The 24312-nt window shown below is 56.1% G+C and carries 25 protein-coding genes; 4 read left to right on the top strand and 21 right to left on the bottom strand.

Features of this window, described 5'->3' with window-relative positions; translation table 11 throughout:
* Position 1: 1 nt before the first annotated feature.
* The 14 genes from AC2FLO_RS18835 to AC2FLO_RS18770 all read right to left on the bottom strand — a co-directional run bounded on the left by AC2FLO_RS18835 (position 2) and on the right by AC2FLO_RS18770 (position 12679).
* Complete coding sequence (locus AC2FLO_RS18835; protein WP_496753306.1) at positions 2-1060, bottom strand: YeeE/YedE family protein; 1059 nt, start codon at positions 1058-1060, stop codon at positions 2-4.
* A gap of 52 nt (positions 1061-1112) precedes the next feature.
* Positions 1113-2336, bottom strand: a complete 1224-nt coding sequence (gene hemA / locus AC2FLO_RS18830) for a 5-aminolevulinate synthase (RefSeq protein WP_496753307.1) — start codon at positions 2334-2336, stop codon at positions 1113-1115.
* A gap of 1 nt (position 2337) precedes the next feature.
* Entirely contained in the window at positions 2338-2772 is a 435-nt protein-coding gene (locus AC2FLO_RS18825) for a DUF302 domain-containing protein (protein WP_496753308.1), read from the bottom strand.
* Between the two features lie 80 nt (positions 2773-2852).
* Complete coding sequence (locus tag AC2FLO_RS18820; RefSeq protein ID WP_480773811.1) at positions 2853-4115, bottom strand: FCSD flavin-binding domain-containing protein; 1263 nt, start codon at positions 4113-4115, stop codon at positions 2853-2855.
* Positions 4116-4139: 24 nt separating this feature from the next.
* Positions 4140-4820: a c-type cytochrome gene (locus AC2FLO_RS18815; protein ID WP_496806635.1), complete on the bottom strand. Its 681-nt coding sequence runs from the start codon at positions 4818-4820 to the stop codon at positions 4140-4142.
* A 29-nt stretch (positions 4821-4849) separates the two neighbouring features.
* On the bottom strand, positions 4850-5890 hold the full coding sequence (locus AC2FLO_RS18810) for a c-type cytochrome (protein ID WP_496753310.1): 1041 nt from the start codon (positions 5888-5890) through the stop codon (positions 4850-4852).
* Positions 5874-7145, bottom strand: coding sequence for a sulfite dehydrogenase (gene soxC / locus AC2FLO_RS18805; RefSeq protein WP_480588166.1), 1272 nt, complete (start codon positions 7143-7145; stop codon positions 5874-5876). Before soxC ends, AC2FLO_RS18810 begins: the two co-directional genes overlap by 17 nt.
* 65 nt (positions 7146-7210) lie before the next feature.
* Entirely contained in the window at positions 7211-8908 is a 1698-nt protein-coding gene (gene soxB / locus AC2FLO_RS18800) for a thiosulfohydrolase SoxB (RefSeq protein ID WP_496753311.1), read from the bottom strand.
* An 86-nt stretch (positions 8909-8994) separates the two neighbouring features.
* Positions 8995-9840, bottom strand: coding sequence for a sulfur oxidation c-type cytochrome SoxA (gene soxA, locus AC2FLO_RS18795; RefSeq protein ID WP_496753312.1), 846 nt, complete (start codon positions 9838-9840; stop codon positions 8995-8997).
* A gap of 70 nt (positions 9841-9910) precedes the next feature.
* Positions 9911-10240: a thiosulfate oxidation carrier complex protein SoxZ gene (soxZ, locus tag AC2FLO_RS18790; RefSeq protein ID WP_496753313.1), complete on the bottom strand. Its 330-nt coding sequence runs from the start codon at positions 10238-10240 to the stop codon at positions 9911-9913.
* A 34-nt stretch (positions 10241-10274) separates the two neighbouring features.
* On the bottom strand, positions 10275-10691 hold the full coding sequence (gene soxY, locus AC2FLO_RS18785) for a thiosulfate oxidation carrier protein SoxY (RefSeq protein ID WP_496753314.1): 417 nt from the start codon (positions 10689-10691) through the stop codon (positions 10275-10277).
* A 46-nt stretch (positions 10692-10737) separates the two neighbouring features.
* A complete protein-coding gene (soxX, locus tag AC2FLO_RS18780) occupies positions 10738-11214 on the bottom strand; it encodes a sulfur oxidation c-type cytochrome SoxX (RefSeq protein ID WP_480555208.1) in 477 nt (158 codons plus the stop codon).
* A gap of 131 nt (positions 11215-11345) precedes the next feature.
* Entirely contained in the window at positions 11346-11924 is a 579-nt protein-coding gene (locus AC2FLO_RS18775) for a thioredoxin family protein (protein WP_496753315.1), read from the bottom strand.
* A 14-nt stretch (positions 11925-11938) separates the two neighbouring features.
* The gene (locus AC2FLO_RS18770; RefSeq protein ID WP_496753316.1) at positions 11939-12679 is read right to left on the bottom strand and encodes a cytochrome c biogenesis CcdA family protein; all 741 of its coding nucleotides are present in this window, start codon (positions 12677-12679) and stop codon (positions 11939-11941) included.
* 80 nt (positions 12680-12759) lie between these two features.
* On the opposite strand from AC2FLO_RS18770, the gene AC2FLO_RS18765 reads away from it, so the two are divergent.
* The 3 genes from AC2FLO_RS18765 to AC2FLO_RS18755 all read left to right on the top strand — a co-directional run bounded on the left by AC2FLO_RS18765 (position 12760) and on the right by AC2FLO_RS18755 (position 14647).
* Complete coding sequence (locus AC2FLO_RS18765) at positions 12760-13134, top strand: hypothetical protein (RefSeq protein ID WP_496753317.1); 375 nt, start codon at positions 12760-12762, stop codon at positions 13132-13134.
* A gap of 100 nt (positions 13135-13234) precedes the next feature.
* The gene (locus AC2FLO_RS18760) at positions 13235-13543 is read left to right on the top strand and encodes a metalloregulator ArsR/SmtB family transcription factor (protein WP_480514552.1); all 309 of its coding nucleotides are present in this window, start codon (positions 13235-13237) and stop codon (positions 13541-13543) included.
* Positions 13544-13585: 42 nt separating this feature from the next.
* Entirely contained in the window at positions 13586-14647 is a 1062-nt protein-coding gene (locus AC2FLO_RS18755) for a YeeE/YedE family protein (RefSeq protein WP_496753318.1), read from the top strand.
* A 92-nt stretch (positions 14648-14739) separates the two neighbouring features.
* Here AC2FLO_RS18755 and AC2FLO_RS18750 read toward each other — a convergent pair whose 3' ends face one another.
* From AC2FLO_RS18750 to AC2FLO_RS18730, 5 genes are all read right to left on the bottom strand, one after another.
* On the bottom strand, positions 14740-16545 hold the full coding sequence (locus AC2FLO_RS18750; protein WP_496753319.1) for an ABC transporter ATP-binding protein: 1806 nt from the start codon (positions 16543-16545) through the stop codon (positions 14740-14742).
* Between the two features lies 1 nt (position 16546).
* The gene (locus tag AC2FLO_RS18745; protein WP_209507494.1) at positions 16547-17476 is read right to left on the bottom strand and encodes an ABC transporter permease subunit; all 930 of its coding nucleotides are present in this window, start codon (positions 17474-17476) and stop codon (positions 16547-16549) included.
* A gap of 10 nt (positions 17477-17486) precedes the next feature.
* On the bottom strand, positions 17487-18410 hold the full coding sequence (gene oppB / locus AC2FLO_RS18740; protein WP_209507493.1) for an oligopeptide ABC transporter permease OppB: 924 nt from the start codon (positions 18408-18410) through the stop codon (positions 17487-17489).
* A gap of 66 nt (positions 18411-18476) precedes the next feature.
* Positions 18477-20105: a peptide ABC transporter substrate-binding protein gene (locus AC2FLO_RS18735; protein WP_496753320.1), complete on the bottom strand. Its 1629-nt coding sequence runs from the start codon at positions 20103-20105 to the stop codon at positions 18477-18479.
* 239 nt (positions 20106-20344) lie between these two features.
* On the bottom strand, positions 20345-20647 hold the full coding sequence (locus AC2FLO_RS18730; RefSeq protein ID WP_496753321.1) for a hypothetical protein: 303 nt from the start codon (positions 20645-20647) through the stop codon (positions 20345-20347).
* Between the two features lie 343 nt (positions 20648-20990).
* Between AC2FLO_RS18730 and AC2FLO_RS18725 the strand changes: the two genes are divergently transcribed.
* Positions 20991-21155, top strand: coding sequence for a hypothetical protein (locus AC2FLO_RS18725; protein ID WP_496806636.1), 165 nt, complete (start codon positions 20991-20993; stop codon positions 21153-21155).
* 195 nt (positions 21156-21350) lie between these two features.
* Here the strand turns inward: AC2FLO_RS18725 and AC2FLO_RS18720 are convergent, their stop codons facing one another.
* Complete coding sequence (locus AC2FLO_RS18720) at positions 21351-22862, bottom strand: class I adenylate-forming enzyme family protein (protein ID WP_496753322.1); 1512 nt, start codon at positions 22860-22862, stop codon at positions 21351-21353.
* A complete protein-coding gene (gene sauS / locus AC2FLO_RS18715; protein ID WP_496753323.1) occupies positions 22859-24280 on the bottom strand; it encodes an acylating sulfoacetaldehyde dehydrogenase in 1422 nt (473 codons plus the stop codon). Before sauS ends, AC2FLO_RS18720 begins: the two co-directional genes overlap by 4 nt.
* Between the last annotated feature and the right edge of the window lie 32 nt (positions 24281-24312).

The following is a 24312-nucleotide window of genomic DNA, read 5'->3' as shown; positions in this document are numbered from 1 at the left end:
GTCAGGACCGCCGAAGAACGGGCATTCGCATCATCATCCGATGGGTGGCGACGGCCCCGACCCACATCGAGAAGACGGCAAGCCACGCAGTCAGCGACAAGGCCGATCCCCCGGACAATCCGGCACCAACGGCGCAGCCACCTGCCAACATCGCACCAAATCCCATCAAGACGGCCCCGACAAGGTAACGCTCCATCGGAGTATCCGGGCCGAACTGTTCGATCTTCCACTCGCCGGACAGAACTGCAGAAACAGCGGCGCCAATTGCAACGCCCGGAACCAGACCAATGCCAAAGGACAGCGCAATGTTCCGTTCGGCCACCAGCGCCATCAATGTGTCCGTTGCCGGGCCGGTGAACGTGACCGAAGACACCGGCACGACTTCGAAGGAGGCTTGTGCAATCGCAAATGTCATCAACCAGCCAAGCGCCACTGCGACACCAACTCCGGCGGCCGTGACAATCTTTGTAACTGTCACCTGCTGGCGCGCTGCAAACACGACAGCCAGAACAAAGGTCCCTGCGGCAAAGACTGTGTATGCGATGGGCGAAAACCCAAGTAGTGCCGAAAGGTCGCGCGCATTGCCACCTGCGATCGTCCAAATACCGGACAGCACCTCGCGCGCGGGGCTGAGCACACCCGTGTAAGCCGCTTGCGCCACCAATGTCAGAACCAGCCCCGTCACCATTGCCCGCAGATTGCCGCATGAGGCCAACACTAACAGGCGCGACGCGCATCCGCGCGCCAAAATCATTCCGACGCCAAACATCAGACCGCCGATCACCGCCCCACTCAGGCTGCCAGTCGACGCAATCGATCGCGCCCCGGACAAATCGAGCCATTCAATCGAGACGAACCCCTGTACCAGCATCAGCGCCGAAGTGAATGCGATCAGCCAGACGGCCAGACGTGGTCCAAGCTCGCCCTCGGCGACTTCAACAGTGGATGCCCGCAAACAGAAATGAGATTTCTGAGCGGTGACCCCGAAAAGGATGCCAACAAGCAAACCGGCAACGGCCAATGTGCCCGAATCTCCCAGCAGATCGATGAGGCGTTCCATAGACAAAAACTCTCACCTCTTTACGTGTCCGTCTTTGCCTTCCGTCAAGTTCTCACTGTGCGGCCATCGGTTTGCGCGCAAGCTGGCACTGTGTCCACAACGCACCCAATGCCTCGACCAACAGGGTTACATCTTCTGACGAATGTACAGGTGACGGTGTGATCCGAAGACGTTCGGTGCCTTTCGGGACAGTGGGATAGTTTATCGGCTGGATATAAATCCCATAGTCGCGCATCAAGACATCCGAGATAAAGCGGCACTTAACCGGGTCGCCGACCATGACCGGGATTATGTGGCTTGGGTTGGGTGTGTGCGGTATGCCCAAAGCGTCCAGCCTGCCTCGAACCTCGCATACGCGTTGCTGATGCAGACACCTCTCCTCATTGCTTTGTTTGAGGTGCCGTACGGACGCTGCGGCACCAGCGGCGACGGCCGGGGGCAATGCGGTGGTAAAGATAAATCCGCTGGCAAAAGAACGGACAAAGTCGACAAGTTCCTTTGATGCCGCGATGTATCCACCAACCACGCCGAACGCTTTACCCAACGTGCCTTCGATAACCGTCAGGCGTTCCATCAACCCTTCGCGTTCGGCGATGCCGCCACCGCGCGGCCCATACAGCCCTACTGCATGAACCTCGTCCAGATAGGTCATCGCGCCGTACCGATCCGCCAGATCGCAGATTTCGGCTATTGGTGCTATATCGCCATCCATCGAATAAACACTTTCAAACGCGATCAGTTTTGGCGCGTTGGACGGCAGGTCCATGAGATGTCGTTCAAGGTCCTTCAAATCGTTATGCTTCCAGACCCGCTTTGCGCAACGACTGTGGCGGATACCCTCGATCATCGACGCGTGGTTCAATTCGTCGGACAGAACCGTGATACCGGGAATTCGAGAGGCCAGAGTTCCCAAAGCAGCCCAATTTGAAACATACCCGGACGTGAATAGCAGCGCTGCTTCCTTGCCATGCAGATCTGCAAGCTCGCGCTCAAGCAGAACATGTTCATGCGTGGTCCCCGAAATATTCCGGGTCCCGCCAGCCCCTGCGCCGCAGCTATCAATCGCCCGGTGCATGGCTGCCAGAACCTTTGGATGCTGACCCATTCCCAGATAGTCGTTCGAGCACCAGACAGTGACTTTTTCAGGTCCGTTTTCTGCGTGGTTGTGCGCAGTTGGAAATGCTCCGCAATGGCGCTCAAGCTCGGCGAAAACCCGGTAATTTCCTTCGTCCTGCAACTGCCTCAGTTGGTCGCGAAAATACTGTTGGTAGTTCATGTCAATTTCCAACAGCTTCTTCTACGATACCGGCCAACAGGGCTTCGACTTTCTCCATCGGTCCGTCAGGATAGCTTCGGTAGCCCACTTTGACACCGCCTTCGTCCTCGGCTACGAAGATCCCGTAGGGGCAATAGCCGATATTCATCGGGTCGGCCTCCATCATCTCGCGCGAGAGCTTTGCGGAACAGAAGATAAATATCTCAGCGGCTGTGAAGATTTGCTTGTCGCTGCCGACATCCGCCCCCGTCCGCTTCAGCATGTCACCAACATGGCTCACATAATCGATAACCAGCCCCTGCCCAACAATTGCTGATTCAACGGCAAAGGTTGCATCATCAAAGCTCCCGTCAAAGGGAACGGCAATGACCTCCTCTGCAATAACCGGGTTTGCCAATGCAACTGAAAGTGCGGCTGATGCGATAAAGTGTTTCATGATGATGTTCCTCCTCCTGAACCACATTTCTTCAGATTTCACCGCCAAGGCTTTGACACCGGTCAAAGCCTTGGCGTTTTTTAGCCGAACATGTCCGATGTGATGCCGGCATACCAACCCAGCGACTCTTGGTAGGTTGCTTTTCTCAGGTCGGAATTCTCGCCGGTCTGGCTGATAAAGCCGTCCACCTTGGCAATTTTTTCAGGCGTCGCTTCATAAGTGGCACCGACCTTGACCCCGTCATCCGTATCAATGAGCGACCAGCACGTGTTCGAAAACTTGGCCGGGAAGATCTTTGATCCGGTCAATGCGCCACGAACCGCATTGGCACAGACTTTCGCCTGGCTGTTGGCCGAAAAACCGGATTTCGGCATGTCACCTTGCTGGCTGGCATCACCAAGAACATAGATGTCAGGGTCAGCTTTCGATGACATGTTCACCGCGTTCACCGGTGCCCAGTTGCCATCGGTTACACCGGCCATTTCCGCAATGCGCCCGGCTTTCATGGCCGGGATCACGTTGCACACGTCGACCTTGGTTTCTTCACCGTCGATGGTCACCGTCATGGCATCCGGATTGACCGAGACATTGCCGCCGCCAAAATCCTCTCCGATCCAGTCGATCATGCCTTCGTAATGGTCGGCCCAACCTTCCTGGAACAAAGACATCTTGGAGAATTTGGCCTTCGGATCAGCAATGATGATTTTCGCTGTCGGATTGTTTGCCTTCAGCACATGCGCAACCATCGAAACCCGCTCATAAGGTCCGGGCGGGCAACGGTACGGGTTCGGAGGTGCGACCATCGCAAAGGTTCCACCCTCGGGCATCGCCATAACCTGCGCCTTCAACAGCTCGGTTTGAGAGCCCGCCTTATACGCATGCGGCATCTTGTTCTGTGCAGTTACATCCCACCCCTCGACCGCGCCATCGACAAAGTCGATACCCGGGCTCAGGATCAATTTGTCATAAGGAATAGATCCGCCACCCGCCAATGAGACGGTTTTGGCGTCGCGGTCGACGCCCACGGCCCAATCGTGAACAACGTTGATGCCGTATTTTGCAGCAAGCGTGCCATAGCTGTGCGCAATGTCCGAAAGCTCTTGAAACCCGCCTAGATACAGGTTCGAGAAAAAACAGGTGTAATATGTTTTGGACGGCTCGATCAGAATGACGTCAATCTCGCCTTTGCTGTCTTTGGCGATATAGCGCGCCGCGGTTGCGCCGCCTGCCCCGCCCCCAACCACCACGACACGGGGCTTGCCCTGCGCCAGCACCATCGGGGCCGACAGCCCGGCAGCAAGTACCCCTGCGGTTCCCAGAAATGTCCGTCTGTTGAGTGTCATCGCGGTTCCTCCCCTTGGGCATTGTCACTGTGGGTTGTTGAAGTAAGCGGCCAATGCCGCGATCTCATCGCTGCTCAGGCGGCCCGCGATCATCTGCATGACAGGATGCGGCCGCTGCTTGTCCTTGTAGGCGTGCATGGCGACAACAAAATCTTGGTCGGGCCAGTAAACGATCGAAGGAATCCCATCATCAGCTCCTTCTATCTGGTGGCATGTCGTGCATTCGCTGCTCAGATATTCACCGTATTCTGGATCGCCCTGTATCGCGAGGATTTCGGGGTTGACGGAATGGTCCGTTCCCTTTGCCGTTGGGTCGGCTTCGGGGATGTCTTGCGGGTTGTCGGAAAACACACGCAAATAGGCAATTACATTGGCCCGATCTTCCGGGTTCTCGAGCCCGCGAAAGCTCATTCTGGTGCCGGATGCGAAGGCACGGGGGTTTTCAATGTAAGCCGACAATGTGTCGGCGTGCCATTCCAACCCCGAGGTGCCGGCACGGATCAGGCTTTTGGAATAGGTGAACTCCTCAAGCCCGGCCGCCCGGCGGCCAAAAATACCATTCAGATGCGGACCAATCCTGTTTTCAGCGCTCGCGCCGACCTGATGACATCCTTCGCATTGCGCAAACACAAGCTTTCCGGCCTCTGCATCGCCAAGGTCCTCAGTCGCGTTGGCAGCGGTTGCCAGGAAACTCGCAGCAAACATGACACCTGTTGCCCACCGCCGCCGCATGATCAGCTGCCGAAAGAATTCAAGTAAACAATGACCGCGTCGATATCATCCTGTTTCTTTAGCCCGGCAAAGGACATGCGTGTCCCCTTCATGTAGGCTTTAGGCTTGGCCAGAAACGCGGCCATCTCTTCATCCGTCCAGATCAAGCCATCCTCGGCGGCAGCTTTCATGGCCTTGGAGTACTTAAAGCCTTCGACGGAGGCCGCATTGGCACCGGCAACGCCGTTCAATGCCGGACCCGTGCGATGCTTGGCCCCTTCCCCGACCTGATGGCATGACTTGCACTTCTTGAAAACTTTTTCGCCTTTTTCGATCATTTCGGGATCAAGTGCCGCTGTGTCGTCAGCGGTTTCTTTGACCTCGACGGATGCTTCCTCGGAAACAGGTGCCGGGTCCGCGCTGTCAGCCCCGGCTTCATCAGGAGTTACATCCAGAACGGCGGCGCGCATGGTAATTTCCACACCTTCTTTGCAATCCGTCATGCATGGCTCATCCGTCCAGAAATGCGCCTCGGCGGTTTCGCGGTCATCCACGATGAAACCACCGGCATTCGGCATTTCCACTTCAAGGAAATTTTCGTGCGACAGCGTGAACTCATCATCAACGATGTCATTGGAATACAGTATATAGGCGACAATCGCGTAAACGTCGTCAGGCTCCAGCGTTTGTGCGTCTCCAAACGGCATCGAACGGTTCACATAGTCCCATACCGTCGAAAGGTGCGGCCAGTAAGAGCCCACTGTTTTCAGCGGGTCCTTATCTGCAAGCGTGCCCTCGCCGCCCGCCAGTTTCGGCCAATTGTCCACACCTTCGGCAAAATCGCCATGACAGATCGCGCACCGTTCGGCAAAGACCTCTTCACCGGTGAACACGTTGCCAGAACCTTCGGGCAATCCGGTTCCGTCAGGTGCAACGTCGTGGTTCCATGCCGCGATTTCTTCGGGCAACGCAGGGCGCCCAAGTCCAAGCTTGTCTGCATGGGCTGGAACCGCCACGCATAACCCAAGGGCCGAGGCGGCCAATAGCTTACGATACTTCGACATTTTCCGCCTCTCCGTTTTCCTTGATCCACCAGGTCTGGATACAATTGTTGTGGTAGATTGAGTTCTCGCCCCGCACGTCCCGCAGCTGAGCTTTGCTGGGTTGGACGTAACCGGTCGAATCCTTCGCGCGGGCCTGTAACAGCATCTCTGAACCGTCCCAGTTATAGTCAAGATAAAACCGGGTCAGCGCCTTGTCTGTCCCGGGGGCCGCCAGACGTGCCGGAACCCAGTTCTTGCCACCATCCACCGACACGTCGACGCCGGTAATCGAGCCCCGCCCGGACCAGGCCAACCCGGTGATCACCAACGGCCCCGGCCCATGCGTGATAGGCGCTTGCGGGCTGGGCGACGTGACGACCGATTTGGCGTCCATGACCCATGTCCACTTGCGTGATGTTCCGTCTTCGAGAGTATCCGTATACTTGGATGTCTCTTCGCGGCTTTCGATAGCCATCTCGGTGACCTCGACCCGGCGCAGCCACTTGACCCACATGTTGCCTTCCCAGCCGGGAACGACAAGACGAACGGGATAACCGTGTTCTTTGCGCAAAGCCTCACCATTGGCTTTGAATGCTACAAGTACGTCGTCCATCGCCTTTTCCAGCGGGATCGAGCGACCATTCGAGGATGCATCCGCGCCTTCGACGTAAACCCATTTGCCTTCGGTCTTTACCCCCGCCTCTTCCAGCAGGGTGCGCAGCGGAACACCGGAATATTCCATGTTGTGGATCATTCCGTGCGTGAACTGCGCGCCGTTGAGCTGCGCACCGGCCCATTCCATACCGGTATTGGCAGCGCATTCGCAGAAATAGATACGGTTTTCACGCGGGAAACGTTCCAGATCTTCATATGTGAAGATCAGCGGAGTTTCGACCAGACCGTTGATCATCAGACGGTAGTCCGCCTTGCTCAGCTCGATGGCACCCGAATGGTGCCGCTCGAACGCGCAACCCTGCGGGGTGATCGTGCCATCCAGCGCGTGGATCGGCGTGAAATTGATCGAACTGATCGTGTCTGCGGTTAACCACTCGACGTTGCGCCGCACGACATCACTCTCGAATTGGATTGGCAGGCCGTAGGGGGTTGCATCCACGCCCTCGCCCGTTGCCTGTGCCCATTCCTGAACCTGCGTGATCAGCGGGTCAGGGCCTGCGGCGCGCGCCGCTGAGGCGCCGACCGCACCTACGCCAACCGCGGCGGCACCGCTTAGAAACTGGCGACGCGATGGGGCTTTTGCCCTTGGGTTCTCGCTCATTTTGTTTGCCTCCGTCATTCGATCAGCAAATCTCGTATTCAATGTTTGACATTCGGTTCGCGCTGTCAGGCTCCGATCACCTCGACCGAGGTATTCGGCTCGACGGTTACGGTGCCCTGACTGCGAATGTGGTTTTCGACGACATCCCAGATGGGCGGGCCTTCGGTGCCCTCGTTGACGCTGGCCCAACCGGCCACAACATAGGATTTCGCCGGATCAATCGCCTCACCTGTCTTGAGCAGGGTCATGTCGCTGATCCGCTGCCCTTGCGGTTTGGTGACATCGATACGATATCCAAGGCCGCCGACACGCACCATGTCGCCACCCTGCTGGTAATAGGGATCGGGGTTGAACAGGTTGTCGCCAACATCCTCGAGGATCACGTGAATGAATTCACCCGTCATTTCCGTGCGATACGCATTCGGATAGGACATCGAAGAGACATTCCAGATATCCTCACGCGTGATCTCCTGACCGGGCAGGATCGACGGACCCCAGCGCACACCCGGCGACATGGCAATGTCTGCCTCGCGCTCGCTGATCAGTGCATCGCAGATCAGATCGTCCCACGTGCCATTGAAGTTTCCGCGCCGATACAGCAGCGAGTCCGTCTTGCCGATCACTTCGCTTAGCGCCGCATCATATGGTGCGCGCTGTTCGTTGATCAGGGCAGTGATTGCCGGATCAGGCGCGATGACGTCTGAAAAGATCGGGATCAGCTTGTGCTTCAGCCCCATCATCTGGCCATCCCGCACGTCCAGATCAACGCGGCTGACGAATTTGCCGTTCGAGCCAGACGCGATGATATGCGTCTTTTCGACTAGAACCGGTTCAGGCAAAGCGTCATGGGTGTGACCGCTCAGGATTACGTCAATCCCTTGAACGCGGCTCGCCATCTTTTTGTCCACGTCAAAGCCGTTATGGCTGAGGACGACGACAACATCGGCACCTGCGTCGCGCACCTCGTCCACCATGGCCTGCATGTTCTCATCCCGGATCCCGAACGAATATTCCGGGAACATCCAACTGGGGTTGGCAATTGGCATATACGGGAAAGCCTGTCCGATGACGGCAACCTTGGCCCCGCCGCGTTCGAAGAACTTGTAGGGCTTGAAAAGCTCCGCAGGTTCATCCCATTCCGCGTCAAAGATATTCTGACCCAGCGCCGCAAAAGGCAAACCTTCAACGATCTCGTTGACCCGCTCGCTGCCCAACGTGAACTCCCAATGGAATGTCATCGCATCGGGCTTGAGTGCATTCATCACGTTGACCATGTCCTGACCCGCCGTCTGATAGCAGGTATACGAGCCATGCCAGGTGTCGCCCCCATCCAGCAACAGCGCATCTGGCCGGTCGCCACGGATGGCGTTGATAACGGTAGAAACCCGGTCAAGTCCTCCGACGCGACCATAAGTCTTCGCCAATGCAGCAAAGTCATTGTAGGTCAGTGCATAGGCGGACGGGCTGCCATCTTCGATCCCGTAAGCCTTGCGAAACGCGGCCCCCGTCACATGCGGCATTTGCCCGCGCGCGTCTCCGATGCCAAGATTGACCTCGGGCTCCCGGAAGTAGATCGGTTTGAGTTGCGCGTGGATATCGGTGATATGAATCAGGCTGATATTTCCGAAGGTCTCAAATTCCAGCAACTGGTCCTGGGTCAGGCTTTGCTGGGCCGCCAGCCTTGCCCAGTTCCCGAAACCTGATGCCCCATACAGCGCTGAGGCCGCCATGGAGACCTGTAGAAAATCACGTCGCGATATCATCTGTCGGCTTTCCTGTTTCACATATAAATGTGTGAATGTAGTAGAAATGAAAAACCCGCGCCGACAATCCCGGCGCGGGTTCTTAGTTATTGGCGTACTGACGGCGTTTCGACCGAAAGCCCATTGCCGCGCGATGCTACATAAAGCTCCAGTGCGCGGAACTCGTCCGAGCCTTCCGCAAAGGTTTCAGCGCGTGTATCGCGAATACAGCCGCGGAAGCGATTGTGGCGCGAGATCAGCTTGGCTTGTTTCAGACGATAGGTCGGGAAACCGTTGACCATCCCTTGGCTCAGATGGTCGGCCCGGATCATGTTGCCCCAGTTGTCTTCGTGACAGTTGGCGCAGCTCAGCTCCAGCTGACCATATCGGGTGTAGTACATTTCCTTGCCTTGCTCCCAATATGGGGCAGCATCGCCATCAATGGCGACATTCATGGGCAATCCGCGCGATTGCAGAGCGATCAATGCTACTACACCCTGCATATCCGCACCCGACCACTTCCACGCATCCGCTTCCATGCGTTCCGTACGGCACTTGTTGATCAGGTCTTCCATTACCACCAGCTTGCCGGTTTCCGCATCGACCTTGGGCATAGATGCCTGCAGCCCTTCAAAGCTTTCCACGTCACCGTGGCAGGACGCGCAGCTTTTGCCAGCCGCACCATCGACAGTCTGGTACAGGTCCGAGGCCTGATCGACAAATACCATCGCCGGATTGTCGAAATCGTCAATCTGCAAAGCCTGGGTTTCGTCGGTCCGGAAATGCCACCCCGAGTAGATCGTATCGAAATTCTCGACATGGGCCGGGGCCTTGGTTACTGAAATCAGTTCCAGCTCATCGTTGATCACCAACTTGTCTTCGTCAGGTCCGGCGGCCACTGATACTGGGAATGCCAGAACTGCCGCGATCGCCGTGAGTGCTTTTTTATTCATTGCGTTCCTCCCTTGGGTGATCAGCGCAGGTTTTCACCACCGGCGCTGATCTGCCGTTACGGTCGAGCCGTCAGGCGATCTCGATCGGTTTTTTTGTGTCGTAAACGGACCCGTCATCGTCATACCAGGTGAAAACGAATTCCCCGGCTTCAGGCACGGTTGCATCGAACTGAAAGTACGGGTTTGTCGAAATCGCTGGTTCCATGGCCACGTCAATCACAAGCTGGCCGTTAAACTCGCAGGTGAATCGGTTGATGATCGACCGCGGGATAACGTTGCCTTCCTTATCCTTTCGCTGACCGCTTTCCATATTGTGGCTGATCAGCGTTTTGATCGTGACTGCTTCGCCAGCAGCGGCTGTTTTTGGAACCTTGACGCGGGGTTTAACACCGGATGCCATTGGTTGTTCTCCTGTTCTTCAGGGCGCGTGGCGATCAGCCGCCGCAGCCGCCAATTGTCACTTTTACGGTTGCCGAGGCCTTGGCAAAGCTGCCATCAGCCATTTTGGCCACAGCAATGACATCTTGCGTTCCGGCAAGACGAATGCGGGTCGAAGCCGCCTGCGCAGCAGCCAGCGGGCCAAAGTTGAACGTGGCAACACCGGGCTCGGGGTTTCCGGCTGCTACGATCAGGATTGCAGCCGCACCCGGCGCGCTGACTTCGATCGGAACGGTATTTCCGTTCTCGGCAATTTCCGGCGCAGTCAGTGTCACACCGCCTTCAGCCATGTCTGCACCGCCAGTAAACGCGGCTATCGCGTCTTCCGCAGCCGCATTTGCGCGGAACGGCATCAGGGTCAGGACCGCAGCGCCCAGACCGAGAGCCAGAGTCTCGCGACGAGAAAATTCCATTTTCAATCTCCTTTGGATCCTCACGAATTCACGCCTGAAAGCGTGATTACTGTTCTTTAAGGGTTGCGAGGAACGCGACGACGTCCTCGATTTCCTGTGCAGTCAGGATTGACGTCAAAGGCCCTGATGGGGCCTTGCCCGTGTAGGCGTCGCCCGGGCGGATATAGCCGTCATCCTTGTAGAAAGCCGGCATGACCGTTCCGTCAAACGTCATCTTGGCATTTGCGACCAATCCTCGAAGCTCCGCTTCGGACCACCGATCCCCGGCCCCATCCAGCAGCGGACCGACTTCGCCATGGAACGGAATATCGGCCAAGGCCGTGACCTGATGACAGGCCACACAGTTGCCCTTGGATTTCTCGCCCACGATGACCGCACCATTTGCTGCATCACCAGCGACGCCGGTCAATGAAGCCTCCACCGCGCCATAATCGTCGAACTGTACGTCTTTTGGTCCTGTTTCTGCCGCGATGGCGGCACTGCCTGTTATGATACAAGCCAAAGTCAAGTGTCTCAGCTTCATGATCCCTCCCATTTGCTACCGCGCCGATGGCGCTTTGCGACCCAAAGCCTCTGTGTACCGTAGTCGACGGGTAGGGTTCATCGCAACATTAAATTCATCTTAATGAATTTTTTTATTTATATTGCACCGCGTCAATCTTGCGAAACATTGTTTCGCTCTTGAATGCGGCGCGCATGATACCGTTGAAAATCTTCCCCATTATCAAGCTCGTACCGTTTCTCATTGACCCAGGTAAAAAGATCGAGGGTCGTTCCCTTCGAGAACGCCCCGGGCATGACCGCAACGGCCGCTTCGATTGCTGTGGCATCCTCTGATACGTCCCCCGGCAGGAAAACCAATGTAGGGGTGAACAGAATCCCCCATTTGCGCATCAGTGATCTTTGCTCGGCTTCTTCTCCGTCAAAATCGGTGGCCATCGTACTTCCGTGTAAGTCCAGCTGAACGACAAAAAAGTTTTCTTCGATATACGCAGACAGGTCGGGCTGGGGGAAAACCTCTTCATGCATCTTTTTGCAGTAGATGCAGCCCCGTTGTTCAATGAACAGAACCAGCCGCTTGCCTTCCCCCTTCGCCTCTTCAAGGTCTTCACGAAGGTCTTTGAACGTGTCTCGCATCCACGGCGTTTTATGCAGACCGTCATCCCCCAGTTCAGCTGCGGAAACCGCCCCAGCAAACAGCCCTGCAATCAAGAACAATACTATCCGTTTCATGGTGTTCTCCCGAATTAGCCGATGGCCGCCAGCCAAGGCATGTGATCCAGCATCCATTGTGCGATTAGATTTATGGAATTGGTCGCGATCAGGATGCCAAAAAGAATCAGTAAGACACCCATCGCCTTTTCAATCATTCCCAGATGTTTCCGGAAACGTGCCATCCATTGCATGAAGGGCCGAACCAGAAAGGCTGCCAGAACAAACGGCGCTGTCATGCCAACCCCATAGACGAACAAAAGCACGGCACCACGCCAGGCGGTCTCGGTTCCGGCCGCCGTGAACAGGATCGCCGCCAGAACCGGCCCGACGCAAGGCGTCCAGCCAAAGGCAAAAGCCAGCCCCAAAACATATGCCCCGATCACGCTTACATTTGTCATCTCACCGATATCTGCGCGAAACTGTCGATACAGGAACCCGATACGGAAAAGACCCAGAAAATGCAGGCCCATCGCGATGATGATGAGCGCGGCGATCCATCGCAGAATGTCGAAATACGCGCGAACCAGCTGACCAAAGATCGACGCCGTGGCCCCAAGTGCCATGAAGACCGTGATGATCCCTGCTGCAAAAGCAATCGCTGACAGGGTCGCCCGGCGGCGGACATCCGAGGTGATCGTCGAACCGGCCGAAATCTGCTCCATCCCGACGCCTGCAAGATAGCTGAGATAGAACGGGACAATGGGCAGAATGCAGGGGGACAGGAAGGACAAAAGCCCCGCGATCAAAGCCCCTGCAAACGTGATGTCGAGCATGGTCAAATCCGTCCTGACAGGCTATTATTCATACATTCAAAATAGTAAAGATATAGCGCCTCGGTCAATCGGAGCTTTTGATGCGTCACGTAATTCAAACATTGGTTGTCATCACATTGCTGATCTGGCCTGCTGCGTCTCGGGCCGAAATGGTGTTGCTGATGGCCGAAGAAGACGGGTGTGTGTGGTGCGCCCGTTGGGACGCCGAAATTTCCGAGATCTACCCGCTGACAGCGGAAGGTAAAGCTGCTCCATTGCAACGAACGGACATCCACGCAGCTACGCCAGAAGGGATTACCCTGGACCGGCCTCTATTCTATACGCCGACCTTTGTATTGCTGGAAGACGGTCAGGAAATCGGCCGGATCGAAGGTTATCCTGGCGAAGACTTTTTCTGGGGGCTATTGGGTGTTTTACTACGTGACGCCGGAGTAATGATCGAGAGCTCTGGTTAAATCCGCGGGATTTACATATACTGTTTTGAATACGTGAAGCCACGAAAGCGAGAGGATCTTGTCGGACAAACCGTCGAAACTGCCCGTGTTCACCAAGGACATGTGCAACGAGGACTTGGACAGGATGATGGATAACGCCCAGACGGCGTCTAATTTCCTCAAGGCAATCAGCCATGAGGGGCGGCTGATGATTCTGTGCTATTTGTCATCAGGGGAAAAATCCGTCACGCAGATGGAGGAAATGCTGTCCGCCAGACAGGCTGCCGTTTCTCAACAATTGTCCCGCTTGCGCTTTGAAGGGCTGGTCAAGACACGACGCGAAGGCAAAACGATTTACTACAGATTGGCGGACGACCGGTCGACTCAGATCCTGGAAGTCGTCTACAATCTTTTCTGTCGGGACAAGTAGAAGCCCGAGAGAAACACCGCCAGCTTTGGGAGGAGACTGGCCATGTTCGAACTTCTGGGAGACGCCAGTACAGTTGCGCTGGTCGGTCTGGTCGGCGGCGTTGTACTTGGTCTTGCCGCGCGCATTGGGCGGTTCTGCACCTTGGGTGCGATTGAAGATTATCTTTATGCAAATGACGACCGGCGCCTGCGTATGTGGGCCGTTGCGATTGGTGTTGCGATTGTCGGCAGCCATTTGGGAATAGCATTGGGGTGGATTGATCCGTACAGCACGACCTATATTGCACAGACGTGGAATCCGATCGGATCGGTCATTGGCGGATTGATGTTCGGATATGGCATGGCCATCAGCGGAAACTGCGGCTATGGCGCGCTCGCGCGACTTGGCGGCGGTGACCTTCGGTCCTTCGTCATTGTCCTGATCGTGGGCCTTTCCGCATATGTGGTCATGTCCGGCCCTCTGGCCTATTTCAGGATCTGGCTTTTTCCCGAAGCCATGGATCTCGGTAATCCGCAAAGCATGAGCTTTCTGGCCGAACGGCTGACGTCGATACCGGCATGGGTTACAGGAACGCTTGTCGGCTCTGCCTTGGTAGTGTTTGCCCTGACAAATGATCGTTTTCGTAAATCACCCAAGCAGATTTTCTGGGGCGCGGCGGTCGGATTGGCAATCGTTTCAGGCTGGCTTGGCACCAATTGGGTGGTCACACACGGGTTTGACGGTGAGACCTTGCAGACACACACGTTTGCTGCACCTTTGGGTGATACCGTGTTCTATCTCATGACCGCCTCAGGCAACACGCTCTCGTTTGCGGTCGGTTCGGTTTCAGGGGTTTTGATTGGTGCTTTCCTCGGGTCATGGTCAAAAGGTCATTTCCGCTGGGAAGCCTGCGAAGATCCACGTGAGCTTAAGCGGCAGATGCTGGGGGCGGCAATAATGGGGCCCGGAGCAATAATTGCGGTTGGATGCAGTGTCGGACAAGGCATCTCCGCTTTTTCTCTGCTGGCCTATAGCGCGCCTATAACCTTTGCGGCGATCTTTGCCGGAGCAGCTCTTGGCCTGCGACAGCTTGTGTCAGGATTGTCTTTCATTCCCGAGCGTTAAGCCCCACCACACGCTACGGTTTCTTCGTACAGTCCCTGCGCAGGTTTTCGGCGCATGCTTCAAGCACCGAAAACCTGCAGCAGACCCTTCTCTCAGCCATTGGCCATGATGGAATCCAGTGTGTCGTGTTCCGCTACAAAATGGTCTGGTGCGACCTCCTGCAGCTTTGGAACATAATCACTGCGACCGTTGACCAGCCGACTGGGCAAGAAACGCAACGCGGCTTTGGGATCCAGCGGCGATGGCAGCTCACCCGGCAGTTTGAGGCGCTGCCGCGTCCGCTCTACATCCGGGTCCGGTATCGGCACGGCCGAAATCAGCGATTTAGTATAAGGGTGGATCGGTTCCGAGCAGATCACCTCACCATCACCCATTTCCACAATTCGCCCGAGATACAGAACCATGATCCGGTTCGATACCGCGCGCACCACGGACAAGTCATGGCTGATGAAAATCATTGACAGGCCAAATTCCTGCTGAAGTTCCTTTAGCAGCGCGACAATCTGCGCCTGAATGGAAACGTCCAGCGCTGAAACGGCCTCGTCGCAGATAATCAGCCTGGGCTTGTTGATCATCGCCCGCGCAATGCCGACGCGCTGGTTCTGCCCTCCGGACAGCTCATGCGGGTAACGGTTGATCATGTTGGCCTGCAGACCAACCCGTTCCATCATCGCGGCGACCATCTGCTTGCGTTCCCGGTCCGTCAGATCGGGGCGGTAGGTTTTCAGCGGCTCAGCAATCGACGCTGAAATGGTCATGCGTGGATCAAGACTGGCCAAAGGGTCTTGGAACACGATCTGCAGGTCCTTGCGGTACTTGTTCAGCTCGGATCGCTTCAAGCCGACGATCGGATGGCCCAACCAGCTGACGCCCCCCGCGCTGGGTTCGATCAGTTGCAAAACCGCGCGCGCCAGTGTCGATTTTCCGCAACCGGATTCGCCCACGACACCCAGAGTTTCGCCCTTGCGAATATCAAAGCTGACACCATCGACAGCCTTCAGCGGAACCTTGCGCCCGAACAACCCGCCAGAGACATGAATGGGGAAATGAACTTTGACGTCATCGACCTTGAGAAGGGGTTCTTCGGCCTTTTCCAAAGCGCGCGGCGCGTCGCCGGCATCAATCCGGGGCATCGCCTCCAGCAAGGCCCGCGTGTATTCGTGTTGCGGATTTCGGAACAGCGCGCGTGTTTCGCCGGCTTCGACGAATTCGCCCATGCGCATGACCTGAACCCGGTCGCACATGCGCGCAACAACGCCCATGTCATGCGTGATCAGTGCAATCGCGGTTCCCTCATCCTTCTGCAGATGAACCATCAGATCAAGGATGTCTGCCTGAACAGTGACATCCAGCGCCGTCGTCGGCTCGTCCGCAATAAGCAGTTTGGGACTGCACAGCATCGACATCGCAACCATCACACGCTGTCGCATTCCACCGGATAATTCGTGCGGGAACTGGTCCAGACGGCGGCCCGCTTCGGGAATGCGCACCCTGTTCAACCACTCCAGACAGCGCGCGCGCGCGGCTGACCCCTTCAGGCCCTCGTGGACCTGCAGCACTTCACGCATCTGTTGCCCAATCTTCAGATGTGGCGTTAATGCAGTCAGAGGATCCTGAAAGATCATGCCGACATCGTCGCCGCGGATCTGGTTCAGCTTGTTCACCGGCAGGTTCAAAATCTCCTGACCGTTCAGCTTGGCTGACCCGCTGGCGTGTCCGGCAGGGGGCAGCAAACCCATTGCCGCCATGAAGGTCTGGCTTTTGCCGGATCCACTTTCACCGACGATACCAAGGCATTCGCCCGGATTAATATCAAAACTGATATCCTTGACCGCCTCGACGACACCATCGGGGGTGTCAAATCGGACGCTCAGGTTCTTTACGGAAAACAGACTCATATCAGCGGTCCTTCGGGTCCAAAGCGTCACGTAGACCATCGCCGATGAAGAACATCGTGATGATAATGGCGACATAGAATGTCAGCGGGAACATCAATTGCCACAGCGTTCCATAGCCCATGGTTCCCGCCCCTTCTGCGATCAGTCTTCCCAGTGACGTGTAGGGTTCGGAAATCCCCAGACCCAGGAATGAGATGAAGCTTTCGGTCAGGATCATCTCGGGAACCAGAAGCGAGGCATAGACGATCACGACACCCAGCAGATTGGGCAAAATATGGCGATACATGATCGTAAATTCACTGACGCCCGCCGCTCGGGCGGCCTCGATGAATTCGCGGTTCTTCAGGGCAAGCGTCTGCCCGCGCACGATACGTGACATGGTCAGCCAACCAACCGCGCCCAATGCGATGAAAAGCGTGAAGAAGGATCGCCCGGCAACAACCAGCAGAAGAATGATGATCAGAGTTGTCGGGATAGCCAAAAGGATGTCGACAAAACGCATCATCGCGCCATCCGTCCGCCCGCCAAAATACCCGGCAGTAATGCCGTAACACGTTCCAACGATCAGAGCGGTTGCTGCCCCGATCAACCCCACAAGCAGGGACGTCGTGGTTGCCTGAATGACGCGGCTGTACAAATCGCGCCCCAGATCATCAACACCGAAATAGTGACCCGTTTCCATCGACGGCATTCCCATGCCCCGGACATCGCCCATGACATTCCAGTCGATCTCTTCATTGCTCCAGACAGCAAAATACGGGCCAATGATCGTGAACAGCACGATAAGCAGCAAAATGAACACGCTGGCCATTGCCGCTTTGTTTCGTACAAAACGCATTCGCGCATCCTGCCAGAGCGAACGCCCCTGAACGGCTGTATAATCGGTGATTTCTTCGGCCAGATGCGCGGCTTTTTGTGATTTTCCTAGCATATCCAGCCCCTCAGTAGCGGATCTTCGGATCGAACCAGGCATAGGCCAGATCGGTCAGCAGGTTTACCAGAACGGTCAGAACGCCATAGAGGATCGTAACCCCAAGCAGCACGGCATAGTCGCGTGATAAGGCCGAGCCGACATAAGCCTGCCCCAGACCTCCGGTCGAGAAATAGATGTCAACAAAGACGGATCCGGTCAGCACATAGACAAACACCGGTCCCAGATAAGATACGACCGGCAGCAAGGTCGGCTTCATCGCATGACGCCAGATTACGGTTCTTGTCGGCAGGCCCTTGGCACGGGCGGTTCTGATGAAGTTCGAATTCAGAACCTCCAGCATTGAAGACCGGGTGATCCGTGCAATCGATCCCATGTAAGATGTCGCAAGGGCGATAACCGGCATGATCAGATAGGGCCACTGACCACCATTCCACCCGCCGCCGGGCAACCATCCCAGCCACAGGGTGAATGTCAGGATCAGGATCGGACCCATGATGAAGTTGGGCAGCGCCTGCGCTGCAATCCCCAGCCCAACCGCAAAGTAGTCGATCCAGCTGTTGTGCCGGATTGCGGCGGCAATCCCCAGTCCTATGCCCACCACAGTAGCGACCAGAAAGGACAGCGACCCATAGGTCAGCGAGATCGGAAAGCCCTGCGCGATGATGTCGTTCACATCGCGGTCCTTGAACTTGAAAGACGGGCCAAAGTCGAAATGCACAACGATATTGTACAGATAATCCCAGAGTTGCTTCCACAACGGCTGGTCCAGGCCGTACCGCGCCTCGATATTGGCCAGAACCTGCGGCGGCAATGTCCGTTCCGAGGTAAAGGGCCCACCGGGCGCATAGTGCATCAAGAAGAAACAGGCGACGATCAGCAGCAGAATCGTCGGTATGGCGGTCAGGACCCGCCGAATGACATAGGCAAGCATTCAATGCCCCCAATAGATGGCGCTGCCCCGAAGAAAACTTCGGGGCAGGTCATGGTCAGAAGATGATTACTCGGCGATTTTGTAGAGGTTCTTTGAGTACCAGTTTTGCTCTACGTTTTTGACCGGCCAGTTTCCGACATCGCTGTCCATCATGTAGACACCAGCATAGTGATAGATCGGGATAACGGGGGTTTCCTGAGCGATAATACGCTCGACCTCGGTGTACAGCGGAGCCGGATCGTCCGAAGTTTTGGCTTCGGCCAGCAACTCGTCCACGCGGGCATTGTTATACTTGCCGTCGTTGTAGCCCGAATCCGACTGCAACAGGTCAAGGAAGGTTGAGGCTTCGTTATAGTCACCACACCACGCGCCGCGGGCCAGATCAAAGTTCTGGTTGCCCCGCTCTTCCAGGAAGACTTTCCATTCCATGTTGGCCAGTTCAACATTGGCGCCCAGTTTTTGCTTCCACATCTGGCTCAGCGCGACGGCAACTTTCTTGTGGGCTTCCGAAGTGTTGTAGACCATCGAGAAAGTCAAAGGGTTATCCGCGCCAAAGCCAGCCTCGGCCAGCAATTCCTTGGCCAGCTCATCGCGCTCGGCCTGGCTCATCGATGCCATTTCCACGACCGGGACAGTAAAGCCTGCGGTTGCTTCTGGCACGAATGTATACGCGGGCGGCTCTCCACCGGCCTTGATATTCTTGGTGATGATGTCCCGGTCGACGGCTAGCGACAGGGCCTGACGAACTTTGGGATCCTTGAATTCTTCAGGGCCGCTGTCCGACACGTTAAACGTGTAGTAGTAGTTGCACAGGCGCGGGAAGCTGATAGCCTCGCCCGGATGCTCTTCCTGCAGACGCGGGAATTGACCGGCGGGAACTTCGGTCCGGTCCAGTTCACCGGCCAGATAGCGGGTCAGGGCTACGTTTTCATCATTGATGACCAGTGCCACAACCTTGTCGATGATGGTGTTGTCATTGTCCCAGTACATCTCGTTGCGCTCACGGACGGAACGTTCCTGTGGCAAGTGCTCGGTCAGAACATACGCGCCATTGGACACGATGTTTCCGGGTTTGGTCCATTCATCACCAAATTCCGCGATCACTTTCTGAGGTGCCGGGAAGGTTGTCGAATGCGTTGTCATCTGCGGGAAATACGGCAGCGGCGCGCTCAGCGTAACTTCCAGGGTTGTGTCATCGATGGCTTTAACGCCCAGATCATCAATCGGTTTTTCGCCTGCGATGATCGCTGATGCGTTTTCGATCGACATCAGTTCCATGAACCACGCGTAGGGAGAGGACAGTGCCGGATCAACCGCCCGTTTCCAGGCGAAAACGAAATCTCCGGCGGTTACCGGGTCGCCATTCGACCATTTAGCATCGCCGCGCAGTGTGAAGGTATAGACTTTCTTGCTGTCATCGACGGTGTAACCTGTGGCAACGCCCGGAACCAGATTGCCATCCTCATCCTGGTTCATCAGCCCTTCAAACAGGTCGCGTACAATTTCAGCACCGGAAACGTCTTCGACAACCTGCGGATCGACCGAGCTGTGCTCGTCCAGAATGCGGTAGGTAAAGGTCTGATCGTCCGCCAGCGCTTCGCCGGTTTCAGGATGCATGCCAGCGGCAAACGCGGCACCTGTGATCATGGTCGACGACAAAAGCCCCGCCACTGAGTTCCGAATGTATCTGTTCATGATTTCTCTCCCATATTTTCGTCGCCGCGCGGCCCCACTTGATCGGGGTCGCACGCAGCAGCCGGGTTAGACCGACGCCCGCTGGGACTTCGTCCATTTCGATTTTGGTTTCGCCAATTCGCAAGGAACACTGCGTCGCAGCTTTCTTGGTTTCTGTCGGTAAAGAAGTTGCGAAAGTTGTCTTTCACTGCGTTGAACCGTGACATCTTTTGGCTCTGGGATAAAGCCTTGATGAAATCTTAGGCAACCACAAGCAGAAATATCTCCAACGACCTATCGCTGGCAATTTTCTGAGGATCAGCTCGGTCTTCGTGACATTTTCGTGAAGCCACGCGAATTCCGAACGATCCTTCGAGCCCGAATGGCGACAGCATTCTGGCCTCGGGCAAACCAAAAAACACGCGAATCAGTGACGTCATTTCAGCAAGCCTGTGGTCCATTACATGTATCACACGGTTCAGAATACCACGGGTCAGATCACTGAGCTTTGCCAGGCTCTGTTGCACAGAGTCGAGCGCGCCGAGTAGTTCAGGTGATCGCATGGGCCTTTCCGTCGACACGCAGCTTCGGCGATTGCAGTGGCATGACTGGCATGACCCCGAATATCCAGAACCTCTCCTAACGCATTTCAGAACATATCGAAGAACCTTCGAACGGTGACCGCGGAACCATTATCGCCCAAGCGGGCCGCTTTGGCGGCTGGTCGATTTATGTTGAAAATGGCGTTCCAGCCTATGCCTAAAACTGGTTGGGGATCGAGATATTTACTGTTTCGGCGTCCGAACCTGTGACCGAAGGTACTCATGAAATCGTCCTCGATTTCGATTATGACGGTGGAAGCCCTGGCAAAGGTGGGACGGCACCCTCTTTGTTGACGGGATGCAGGTGGCACAGGGCAGGACCGACCAGACACTGGCCATCATCTTTTCGGCGGACGAAACAGCAGACGTTGGCTTCGACCTTTCCACACCGGTGGCCAAAGCGAACGGCGCCGAAGCAGCTTTGCGTTTTACCTGCAAGGTAATCTCGGTGACGGTGGCGGTTGAGTAAGATCGCTCCGAAAGAGGAGAGGCGTTCAGGCATCTGCCACAACGGGTGCCTGGAACCGTTGATGTAAACACGCTTATCATGACGATTGAAAGGCTTTCGGCACTGCTGAAGCTGGCGATGTGAGTTGCTTTTGTGGCTATTCCCGCTGTTGTTTTGGCATTTATTTTTCAGGTAGAGTCGGACCGGCATTGCCATCTACATTTTCAAGTCGCTCGCCTCCTCGCTAACGATTTGTAGGATCCTGTTTCTCTGGATCTTCCCCGAAGGGCCCTTTGGAAGATCAATCAGAATGTGAACTTTGTCAGGAGACTTGAAACGGCCTAGCTGGGACTCACAGATCTTTGACAAAGCTTGCGGCGTCAATTCAGAACCTTCTCGAATTTTGACCGCTGCCTCGACGGTTTCACCGTAGCTTTTGCAAGGGCGGGCGAAGGCCGCAGCTTCAACAACGTCGGGGTGTGAATAAAGTGCCTCGTCAATCTCACGAGGGGCTATATTCTCCCCTCCCTTAATGATCAGTTCTTTCAATCGACCGGTCACATAAACATACCCGTCCTGATCCATGCGGGCGAGATCTCCGGTCAGCAACCAGCCATCCGAAGTAAATGTGCCCGCAGTAGCATCCGGGTCATTGAGGTACTCCAGCATCACATTCGGACCGCGTATGACCAACTCACCTTCTGTTCCGGTAGGTACAGGCCGAAATTCCGCGTCCAGAATTGCAACCTCATTTCCATATGCAATGCCGGGTGAACCAATCTTCCGAACGCCGGGGGGCAGCGGGTTTGACAGAATCTGAGCGGCAGTTTCCGTCAAGCCCATGGTTTCCACGATTGGGATTTCGAAACGATCCTCAAAGCCACGCTGCACGTCCGGCGCCAAGGCTGACGACGCAGAGCGCCCGAAACGCACGCGTTGCCGGGTTTGCGCATCCGGGCTAGTCTCAGAGTGCAGCAGGTGCGAGATAATGGTCGGAACGACCGAGAACCACGTTGCCTCGGCCTTTCCAAGATTGTCCCAGAATTTGCTGGAAGAAAATCGTTCGCACATGGCCAACGATCCGCCTGAGACCAGTGTTCCCATCACCGTCACGCAGAGCCCGTTAATATGATAGATCGGCAAGACGCAAAACCCGCGATCAGCCTCGGACAATTCATGGGCAATTTTGGTCGTCCAACCCCCTGCCAACAGGCTGGAATGTGTGTGGACCACCCCCTTGGGGCGACCGGTTGTTCCGGATGTATACATCAACAACGCGTGGCTATGAGGCGAGAGGCTATGCAGGTTGCTGCCGGACTCAACAGCATCTGCCACCTTCAACTGTTTGATTTTCGCAGGATTGGCCGTTCGCCTGAACAGGTCCGTTTGATCGGAATGTACAAATCCATAGCATGCGCCGCTGTGTTCCAGCGCATAGGCAACGGCGCTGTCACCCGCGACAAGATTGATCATCGTGGCCCGAAATCCGCCATAGAGAACGCCAAAAAGGACCTCAAGCGCTTCCCGGCAATTGGGGTAAAGGATGGCGACGCTTTCTCCCTTCGCCACACCCCGTTCGGTCAACATGCTTGCGATACGGCGAGCTGAGTCACGCAATTCACCCCAAGTCAGGTCCCGCGCCCCGTCCGGGAAAACGAACCCAGTTCCCCCGCGGCTTGCCCGACGGTCAAGCCAGTTCCGGACGGTTCCCTTGGGTGGTTCGATCATTGCCCCGCCTCCGACCAGTAGCCGCCAAATATCACTTCCAATTCGGGTTCGCGAGGAGGCGTTTCACGGATGATCTTTGTCGTTTGTACGAAATGCCGCCAATGCAGATTGGTGTCGATGGAATTGCCTCCCCAACTGCCGCAGCCCATTGAGAGCGAAAATGGCATGCAGTTGGTAAAGCTGCCACCAGTGGCAAAGGTATGCGCCTGATTTACGATGACCCGGCAGGTGGGCAGGTCGCGACCCAACCCAACCGCGCGCGCGTCGTCGCTGGTATGGATTCCGACAGAATGCCCCGCGCCCTGGTGTTCCAGAATACGAGCCGCGATTACCTTGGCTTCTTCAAAATTTGCCGCTCGATAAAGCGCCAGAACCCGGCTGAGCTTTTCCCCCGACAAAGGATGATCCGGGCCAATTCCGTCAGTTTCCACAGCTAGGAACTTGGTCCCCTCGGGGACCTTATCCGCCATATCCAGTGCTTCAAGCATCTTGCCAGCGTCCTGCGCGATTACAGATCGGTTGAGATGTCCATCGGGCCACAGCCGTGCGATGATGTTTCCAGCCTCGGAAGATGGCACCAAGGCACCGCCTTCAACGGCGATCGCGGCGACAAAGGCGTCATAGACCGCATCTACAACAACCAGCGCATTTTCAGACGAGCAGGACGTCGCGTTGTCGAAGCATTTCGATGCCGTGATCTTGGAAGCAGCTGCGGCCAGATCTGCGGTTTCGTCCACAATCACCGTCACATTGCCCGCACCAACCGCCACTGCTGGCGTTCCACAGGATTGTGCGCGTTGGACGTTGTTCTGACTGCCGGTACAGATCACGCGATCTACGGCTTCCATCAACCTTTGTGTCTTGGCCTTGGATCCGGGCGCAGGGATCATCTGGACCAGATCGCGATCAAGGCCGAGTTTGTCAAACTCTGAATGGATAAAAGCGATCAGCATCTCGCAGGAAGCGACTCCTTTGGGGGATGGTGCCACCACGATGGAGTTGCCTCCTTTGAGCGCATTGATGATATTGTTCGCCGGCGTCGCAGCGGGGTTGGTCGATGGAACCACAGCACCGATTACACCGATTGGGCGTGCAATCTCGGTCATGCCGGTTGCTGGATTGTCGCTAATGATGCCGTGGGTTTTCACGTCAGCGATATCGCGCAACAAGCCCAGAGTCTTGCGGTGGTTCTTTGTAATCTTGTCCGGAACATTACCCAGACCGGTGGTCGCAACAGCGATTTCGGCCAGTGCCCGATTGCGTGTTGGCTCCATGATTGCCCATCCCGCCGCCAGCGCCGCCTTGTCGTACAGCGCCTGACTGCCGCTTTCTTCAAAGGTCGCTTGGGCCTTGCGCGCATGCGCTACTATGCGATCAACTTCGTCGATCTCGGGGGAAACCCCTTCCTGAGCGTTCATCTCGGTCCTCGATTGTTGATCGGGGCGGACCC

Source organism: Ruegeria sp. TASC047, assembly GCF_059612445.1.
The sequence above is the reverse complement of the archived record's forward strand: the minus strand, read 5'-3'. Positions and strand labels throughout refer to the sequence as shown.